The sequence below is a fragment of the Candidatus Erwinia dacicola genome (assembly GCF_001756855.1).
Classification (GTDB): domain Bacteria; phylum Pseudomonadota; class Gammaproteobacteria; order Enterobacterales; family Enterobacteriaceae; genus Erwinia; species Erwinia dacicola.
In genome coordinates, this window is the sequence record NZ_MAYS01000097.1 from 1 (window position 1) to 7,224 (window position 7,224).

Sequence of the window (7,224 nt, forward strand, 5' to 3'; positions counted from 1 at the left end):
ATAACTTTCGTCCAGTTCAATCTCGCCATCAAACCAGGAGTGCCTATCTACGTGCTCGGCTATCAGCACTTTGAGGCGGTGAAAATAGTATGCAGCAGTGTTCCTGTGGACACCAACCAGCTCTGCGGCAATACGGGCTGTGGAGCCTGCAATAAACTGTTCAAGTAACCGTTCCTGTTTGTACTGACTGAGTCTGCTTTTTCTCATGGCACTATCCTAGATGATCTTAGTTATCTAGGACAGCCCCAAATCTTTTATAGTTCTTATCCCGTCAGTGGCGAATTTATGTTTTTTCTGTTCTTTAGCTATTGCGCGATTAAATTGCGCTAGTAGCGCATCATCATTAATCCTGAAATTAATTGTTGTCCGTTCCACCAGATACCTGCCTTAACGCTGTTAGTAATTAATTTTTCTGTATCTGCGATCCGTTGGTTTCAAAGTATCAATCCCAATGGAATGAGTAAATTTGATTCTTTGATAAACCCGTAGTATTTGCTTAATTCAAGGAGGAGTTGCTAATATTTTTGTTATTTTCGGCATGATACATTGCCTGTAATAAACGACATTCTTCCTGTGTTCCCCGCTCAATCGCCCAATCAAAAACGGCATTCCAAGAAATCTCAGTGAGCTGATAAAAATTTTTCCGGCGTTGTTTTTCTTTGTGAATAACTGCCTTGAATTTTTTTTCTGAAATTATTGTAATCTGCGGATCCCTGTTTTGGATCTTCACATCGAACGCCCTGAACCGGACGTTTATCAAACGTCAGTTCATATAATCCGATATCCGGTAAATATTCGTAATCCTCTGGTGTGGCTAATCTGAACATATTCACCTCAATAGCAAGTTAGTGATCACCCTGTCTGCACCATACAGGGTAATGTGAATGCCATCATCTGTTCTGATGTTTCTGTCATTCACTGTCTGCATAAAGTTATAACCCAGTACATCACGCATATCAAAAAATCTACACTGTGCTCAATACATGCAGCTTTGATGATTGACCTTGTGTAAAGTAACATAGACTCATGCTTTGCGTTTTTAAGTACCGGAGGAAGTAACCAAATAATATTTTTATTTAATAGTGACATTATAAAGATATTTACACGGTCTTGATAAAATATTTCATCATTTTGTTTATCATATCATTGATACCTAACAGAATATATATTCTGTCATAGTTGCTTAAATCCATTGTTTCTATATAGTCAGTCCAGCTAAGAATGTTATCGGATTTCAGTCCTGTACTTTCTAAAAATTTTGCATCTACAGGTTCGATTTTTGAAAAACTTGATGCCTGACTGTAAGTCAGAGAATCACCGATAAAAAGTGATTTTGAGAATGATGTGTTTGACATAATCATCAAAGCTAAAAAAATCAATATCTGCATTATTGCATTGCCTTTTTTTTGTGATTGATGTTAGATAGCCATCTTTTCACTTGCTGATAAGTAAGTATTAAACCTGCGGGAAAATCAATAGGTGATGTATGGAAAATGTGAACAAACCAAATAATGCTATTGAAGAAAAGATAGAAAACTTAAAAAGTAAACTCACGGAATTAGACGAAAAACGAGAAAAGTTAATCACAAGAATTGATAAACTTGAGTCACAGATGAACGCTAAAAAAGCACAAAAAATTCTCGATGATAAGCGACAGGAGCTTGAGAATTTACTCGGAAAGGAAAATTTAGATCTGCTTTTTGGCAGTAAAAAGTAGCAAAAAAGAGCCTGTAAAGGCTCTTTTTTTTGCGTGTAAATAGCTGATTGCTTGTTGGTCTGCTTGTTGACTTACTTGTTGTTTTGCTGTCAACAAATAAATCAACAAGCTAAAATGTGCGGATATACATAGATCCGCATGACAGGGATAGATAGTTAATCTATCCCCGTCAACTGCATTGATTTATTATTATGATAAATCAACAAAAATGTTGCCGTTACCGGCAATGGGGGTAATGACCTCCTGAACGTCGGTCAAACCCCCCAAGGTCAAAAGAGGCGCACACTGCCAGTCGTTTCACGACTGACCACCCCCAAAAGACGCCGTTTTTAACGGCTCATTTTCGATACTGCCGAAAATTCACCGAAAACTGGCTTTTTTGAGGGTGGTCAGTCGCGCGGAATTTTGCGATAAAGCCGCAAAATATCCTTACTCGTGACGGTGTGCGGGGGCGCTGCCCCCCAAAAAGGTCGCGCTAGGTCGTGCTCAATTGCGTGGGCGCAATTACCCTTTTTGGCTCCCCCCGAAACTGTCATCATCGTCGCTTTGGGCGCGACGGCTGATGATGAGTTCGACGACACAAGCCGCTATACACACAGCGGCAAGTTGTCTCACTCATTTTTTTCTTAGCAATTTTTTCAAAATTGAAGAAAAAAAACCGAACATCAAGTTACGTGTCGTTGTCCAGATTGTGCTCAGTTTTTGTTGATTTAATCGATCCCTTAACTTACATTTATTCTATTGTAATCTGCTGGCGCAGGGTGAATTATGGATCAGGGGCTTTATGGATTCAGGCAGTTTGGTTATGTGATTGATAACTTTTCATCTGTATTTTTATATCATCACTGGTTAGTGCTTTTCGTTATTTTGGCTTTCTTTGTTTTGATGGTAAGTATCATTGTCAGAAGTTTAAATCATGTTATGTTTCATCGGAATGTCTGATGATGACAGAGAATATTCAAGGAATGTAGAGGTTAATGGTAAGCGTCAAAAACGCGGCGTGTTTGCATCTATGCAATATGACAAGCCTTACTTTTCGTTATTGCTTTTAAGGTAGGCAGGTTTTTTAGTAAAATACTGCTAATTTTTATTATAGCTTTTATGACTGCATTTTTTATTGTTACTTTGATTTCTGCTTTTTTTAATATTGATTATGTGATTACACCTTACAAAGCACAATATTATCTTTTAACTAAAACTAATATGTATGGATTGTCAATTATTTTAGTTGGTTCGCTTGTTGGTTATGTTGTTGGTGCATTTTTATACCATTCATTTATTAAACCGTTTTTCGGAGAGATCGATTTAATTTTTAATGAAGAAGCGATTTCACGGCGCGAATCTTCAAAAATGAGAGATGATAAATTAACCGATATTCGAAATTTTAATTTTAAAGACAGTATTAATTATAATCCTGTTGAATACTTTCATGAGGCTAAAAGTAAAAAAGTATTTTCTTGGGGATCGACGAAAACAACAAGCCAATATTAATCCCTAAGTTAAAATGGGATGAAACAAATATTCAGGTGATTGGTAAAATGGGGAGTGGTAAGGGGGTTCTTTCTACCGTTGCGCTTGTTCAGTGTGTGGAGTTATATAACGATATTAATATTATTTTTGATCCTAAAAATGATGAGTGGGCATACCATGTATTTAAGCATTTCTTTAAAGATGATTTAATCTATATTGATTTAAATCGGGTGCAGTTGCCACAGGTTAATCCATTTAAAGGGGCTAATTCTGATGAAATTAACGAATTGTTAGTTGCCAGTTTTGGCTTGGGTGAAAAAGGAACGGATGCCGATTTCTACAAGACTGGCGACAGAAAGGTATGCCGTGATTTATCACAGAATTTTACGCAAGGTATAGATTTGCGCGGACTGTTAAGCATCGCTTTAAATGAGAATTTCCGAAAATCATATGACCGGACTGGCGAAAACTTTTTTAATCTTCTTGAAGAATTGGGACAATTAGATTCTATCAGTGCTCATGATGGCATTGATTTAGTCGATATACTGAATAACCAAAATAAAAAGATTATCTATATCACGGGTTCGCTGCGTGATGAGGTTGTTGTTAAGGCACAAAAAATGCTCTTTTTACGGATGGTGCAAATCCTTGAAAAAAGAAACAGAAATAAAGATGTTACCCACGTAAATATTATGCTTGATGAAATTAAATATCTTATTTCCAAAAGTGCTCTTGAAGCAATGGGGACGCTCAGAGATAAAAGGCAAATATCCTTTTTACCCATCAATCCAGAGGTGATTTAGAGGTTTCCACCAAAGAAATTGACGGGCAAACTGCAAGGAAAGTGATTGAAGATAGTGCAGGGCTACGCTGGATTTACCGGACAGATAATTATGAGAGTGCAAAATGGGCGAGTGATTTTACAGCGGGTGGTCTGGTAGATGTAGAGCGTCGTAATCTTTCTGTTAATCAGTCTAATTTTGAAATGGCTTCAAAAGAAGCGACAATATTTAAGCAGAAAGCTAATTATATTGATATTTCAGTTATTCAAAATCTTCCGTCACGTTGCGGGTTAATTGTGGGAGACGGACAACTGGCGAGGCTGGCGTACAGCAGTCCGATCCTTGTCGAAAAAAGTGATAAATCCGTTACTTCATTTGAAACACAAGCGATTTCTTCCCGTGAGTTTTTAGCCAGTATTAGAGAAACAAATGATAAACCGAAAACTGCAAGCGATAAAAAAGTGAAAAATGACAGAAATACAAAACCTGTTGATAATCCGAAATTTGGCACGATGGTTAACCGTGAACGAGTAAACAGTGCTGTAGATGCGGATAGGGTAGATTCTGTTATGGCTGAATTAACCATGCCAGATGATAATCACGGAGATAATTATCATGAGCATAGCTGATTACGGTTCATTGAGTAATCAAAAGCGGCTGGAACAACGCCAATTTAATCAACATAAGATATTAAGTTTTTTGGCGCAGGAACGCAGCGTTACTATTGACAGTCTGAGCCGTTTGTTTGATTTTTCCGCAAACCAAAAAATCTATTTGTTACTTAAAAACCTGATAACTAATGAATTAGTTACCTATTTCGAGGATGGATTTCTTGGCAGAACCAAACGGTTTTATCATCTGACAGCACAAGGTCAGGCTTTTGCTGAACAAGAACTTGGTATTACACCACGGTTCAACGGATTAAGTCGCCGTGCTCATGCCCCGTCAGCCCTGCTGCATACACTGAAAATGCAGAACTACACGGCGTTGCTGATGAAAGCAGGGGCGAAAGTCCGCTATCTGCATCTGCCGGATAAAATTATGGATTACTGGTACGGTGGCACTGCGGCGGAAGTCGAACGCACGTTTAAAAACCAAAAATGTTACCGTGATATTTTTCGGAACTACTGTCTGCGGATGCGCCGTAATGACCCCATTATTAATACAGTGATGTATATTCTGCCTGATTCAGCTATGCGGGATAAAGCGGCAGCCCTGTTTTATAGTTTTGATGAACTGATGATAGAAGGCATTCTGACTGATGTCAGAACGTATACAGGGCGTTTTCTGTTTGCCACCCGAGCCGAATATGAAGCCTATCTGACGGCGTTTCCGCAATCCGGTGTCAGAGTCGAGATGAAGCTGCCAAATGAGGTGTGGCAACGCTGGCAGCGACACGCAGCACAGGCTCAACTGACACCGGAAGCGTGGTTAACCGCTATTCTTAACAGGGAAGTGCCAGTTGTGATCAATGAGCCGATGCCGTATTCAGGTGACGGGGTGCTGATTAACCTGACTCCGACAAAGGATGATTACAAATTCTGGCTGGCGAATGCTGATGCCTGTCATACCAGCCTTTTAGCATGGTGTGCAGGGAAGCCTGTTCACTTAAATTTATAGAACCGTGCGTAGAAACAGGTTTTGACTGATTACCGGCGATAATAGTTAATCAGGTAATCAGCCAATTCTTCATCGTCGCAATAAAAGTAACAGGTTGGGATCTGTAATATAGACGCTATTTTTTGCATTAGCTGATAAGAGGGGACACTGTAGCCGTTTTCATACTGGCTGATTCGTGAACTCGCTGTGCTTTCATCTATGCCTGCTTTTATAGCCAGCAGCTCCTGTGTGTAATGTCTTTTTTTTCTGGCGGTTTTTAGTCTTTCGGGGATCATGGGAAACTCCTTTGGAGAAGTCTGCCAAAAAAAATTTTTTAATTTGTTTAATGATATTAATATTTTTTGTTTTTCAGTTTTAATGATTCAGGGGGGTTTATCGGGCGTGAAAAAATCTCAGCCTCTTTGTACCAGTATTCTTTTTTTTCAGGGATTTCTTCTCTTTCTGCCTTGATTACATAGGCAATTTCTTCTGTTGTGATCCCCAGTAATCTTGCGAGGTGTGCGCATTCTGCGGGAGAGACATAGCCTTTTCCCTGTTTCCATTGTGAAATTTTTATCGGTGGAGCGTCCAGATATTGGGCTATTTTTCGGTAACTATCACAAATGGTTAGCTTTTTTGCTTCTTCTATGTACTCAAAAAAAATTTTTTTCATAAATTATTGTCTTTGGTGTTGGTGTACTGTATTTTATATATAATACAGTATTCGGTAACAATGTTAACCCTATACTACTTTTCACGCAGCTTATGGGTACGGATTGTGATCACAAACAATACACTGAAACGTAAGTTTTTAAATACCCTTCTCTTTTTCGGCGTTTTGTCCGGTTGCGTTATGCTTTATCAGCATTATTTCGTTGTCAATTTTACTAAAAGTATGCCGTTAGGAGTGTACTTCAAAAGTTATCCAGCATCTTATACAAAAAATGATACAGTTTTGGTTTGTCTCGATGATGAGATAGCAAGATGGTCTGTTGATCATCACATCATTGCTGGTGGTTTAGGTTGCCGGCAGTCAGCACCGTTACTCAAAAAAATCGTAGCAACTGAAGGGGACAGGGTAACTGTGACCCATAAAGGCATTGTTGTTAATGATGTTTTAGTCCCGAATACCGCGCCAATTGCCAGGAAAATTAAGCAGTGGAACATTATTGATAGGGAAATATTATTAAAACCGACGGAGTATATCGTTGTCGCCAATCAAAATAATCTGTCTTTTGACAGTCGTTATTTTGGTGTAGTAACAGACCGGAATATTACCGCAAAAATCAGACCTTTTTATTTATTTGACTGATTTTTAAGGTGAAAATTTTTTATCTGTGGGGCTGATAAAACCGCCTTGTGCGGTAGCTATCACCTGAATAAAGGAGTTCTCTTGATTGATATGCCGAGTGTGTCTGCATGTGCGCCGGAGATAGCCACAGATACGTTACAGAAAATTATTATGGTTGAAAGTGGCGGTAATCCTTTTGCCGTTAATGTCAATAAGATGTCCGCCGGAAGCCGGCCTAAACCGAAAAACGTGGCTGATGCCGTTGCAGCGACACAATACTGGATAGCAAAAGGCTATCCTGTTGATGTGGGTTTAATGCAGGTAAATAGCCGCAATTTTAAAATGTTGGGGGCTGTCCTAGATAA

Annotated in this window: 11 protein-coding genes and 1 pseudogene; 7 read left to right on the forward strand and 5 right to left on the reverse strand. The window is 38.9% G+C overall.

What is annotated here, in order from left to right:
* The 3 genes and pseudogenes from BBW68_RS02820 to BBW68_RS02830 form a co-directional block, all read right to left on the reverse strand.
* Window positions 1–207: pseudogene (locus BBW68_RS02820) on the reverse strand (IS1595 family transposase); the annotation flags it as partial.
* Window positions 208–496: 289 nt separating this feature from the next.
* Window positions 497–730 (reverse strand): hypothetical protein, encoded by a 234-nt coding sequence (locus BBW68_RS02825; protein WP_148127516.1) that lies wholly within the window; start codon window positions 728–730, stop codon window positions 497–499.
* 370 nt (window positions 731–1,100) lie between these two features.
* The gene (locus tag BBW68_RS02830) at window positions 1,101–1,388 is read right to left on the reverse strand and encodes a hypothetical protein (protein WP_070133921.1); all 288 of its coding nucleotides are present in this window, start codon (window positions 1,386–1,388) and stop codon (window positions 1,101–1,103) included.
* A gap of 98 nt (window positions 1,389–1,486) precedes the next feature.
* Here BBW68_RS02830 and BBW68_RS02835 point away from each other — a divergent pair, with 98 nt between their 5' ends.
* The 5 genes from BBW68_RS02835 to BBW68_RS02850 all read left to right on the forward strand — a co-directional run bounded on the left by BBW68_RS02835 (window position 1,487) and on the right by BBW68_RS02850 (window position 5,589).
* Window positions 1,487–1,717 (forward strand): hypothetical protein, encoded by a 231-nt coding sequence (locus BBW68_RS02835; RefSeq protein ID WP_070133922.1) that lies wholly within the window; start codon window positions 1,487–1,489, stop codon window positions 1,715–1,717.
* Between the two features lie 1,101 nt (window positions 1,718–2,818).
* On the forward strand, window positions 2,819–3,208 hold the full coding sequence (locus BBW68_RS18240; protein ID WP_148127517.1) for a hypothetical protein: 390 nt from the start codon (window positions 2,819–2,821) through the stop codon (window positions 3,206–3,208).
* Window positions 3,175–3,990, forward strand: a complete 816-nt coding sequence (locus BBW68_RS02840) for a type IV secretory system conjugative DNA transfer family protein (protein WP_070133923.1) — start codon at window positions 3,175–3,177, stop codon at window positions 3,988–3,990. Before BBW68_RS18240 ends, BBW68_RS02840 begins: the two co-directional genes overlap by 34 nt.
* Before the next feature lie 41 nt (window positions 3,991–4,031).
* On the forward strand, window positions 4,032–4,598 hold the full coding sequence (locus tag BBW68_RS02845; RefSeq protein WP_070133924.1) for a hypothetical protein: 567 nt from the start codon (window positions 4,032–4,034) through the stop codon (window positions 4,596–4,598).
* Entirely contained in the window at window positions 4,585–5,589 is a 1,005-nt protein-coding gene (locus tag BBW68_RS02850; RefSeq protein WP_070133925.1) for a hypothetical protein, read from the forward strand. The genes BBW68_RS02845 and BBW68_RS02850 overlap by 14 nt, the downstream gene beginning before the upstream one ends.
* Before the next feature lie 29 nt (window positions 5,590–5,618).
* On the opposite strand, the gene BBW68_RS02855 is transcribed toward BBW68_RS02850, so the two are convergent.
* Complete coding sequence (locus BBW68_RS02855) at window positions 5,619–5,864, reverse strand: helix-turn-helix domain-containing protein (protein ID WP_029403600.1); 246 nt, start codon at window positions 5,862–5,864, stop codon at window positions 5,619–5,621.
* 56 nt (window positions 5,865–5,920) lie between these two features.
* Window positions 5,921–6,241, reverse strand: a complete 321-nt coding sequence (locus tag BBW68_RS02860) for a hypothetical protein (protein ID WP_070133926.1) — start codon at window positions 6,239–6,241, stop codon at window positions 5,921–5,923.
* 105 nt (window positions 6,242–6,346) lie between these two features.
* Here BBW68_RS02860 and BBW68_RS02865 point away from each other — a divergent pair, with 105 nt between their 5' ends.
* Together BBW68_RS02865 and BBW68_RS02870 are read left to right on the forward strand one after the other, a co-directional pair.
* Window positions 6,347–6,880 (forward strand): S26 family signal peptidase, encoded by a 534-nt coding sequence (locus BBW68_RS02865; protein ID WP_186821251.1) that lies wholly within the window; start codon window positions 6,347–6,349, stop codon window positions 6,878–6,880.
* Window positions 6,881–6,970: 90 nt separating this feature from the next.
* On the forward strand, window positions 6,971–7,224 hold a 254-nt coding region (locus tag BBW68_RS02870), incomplete at its 3' end, for a transglycosylase SLT domain-containing protein (protein ID WP_245675190.1).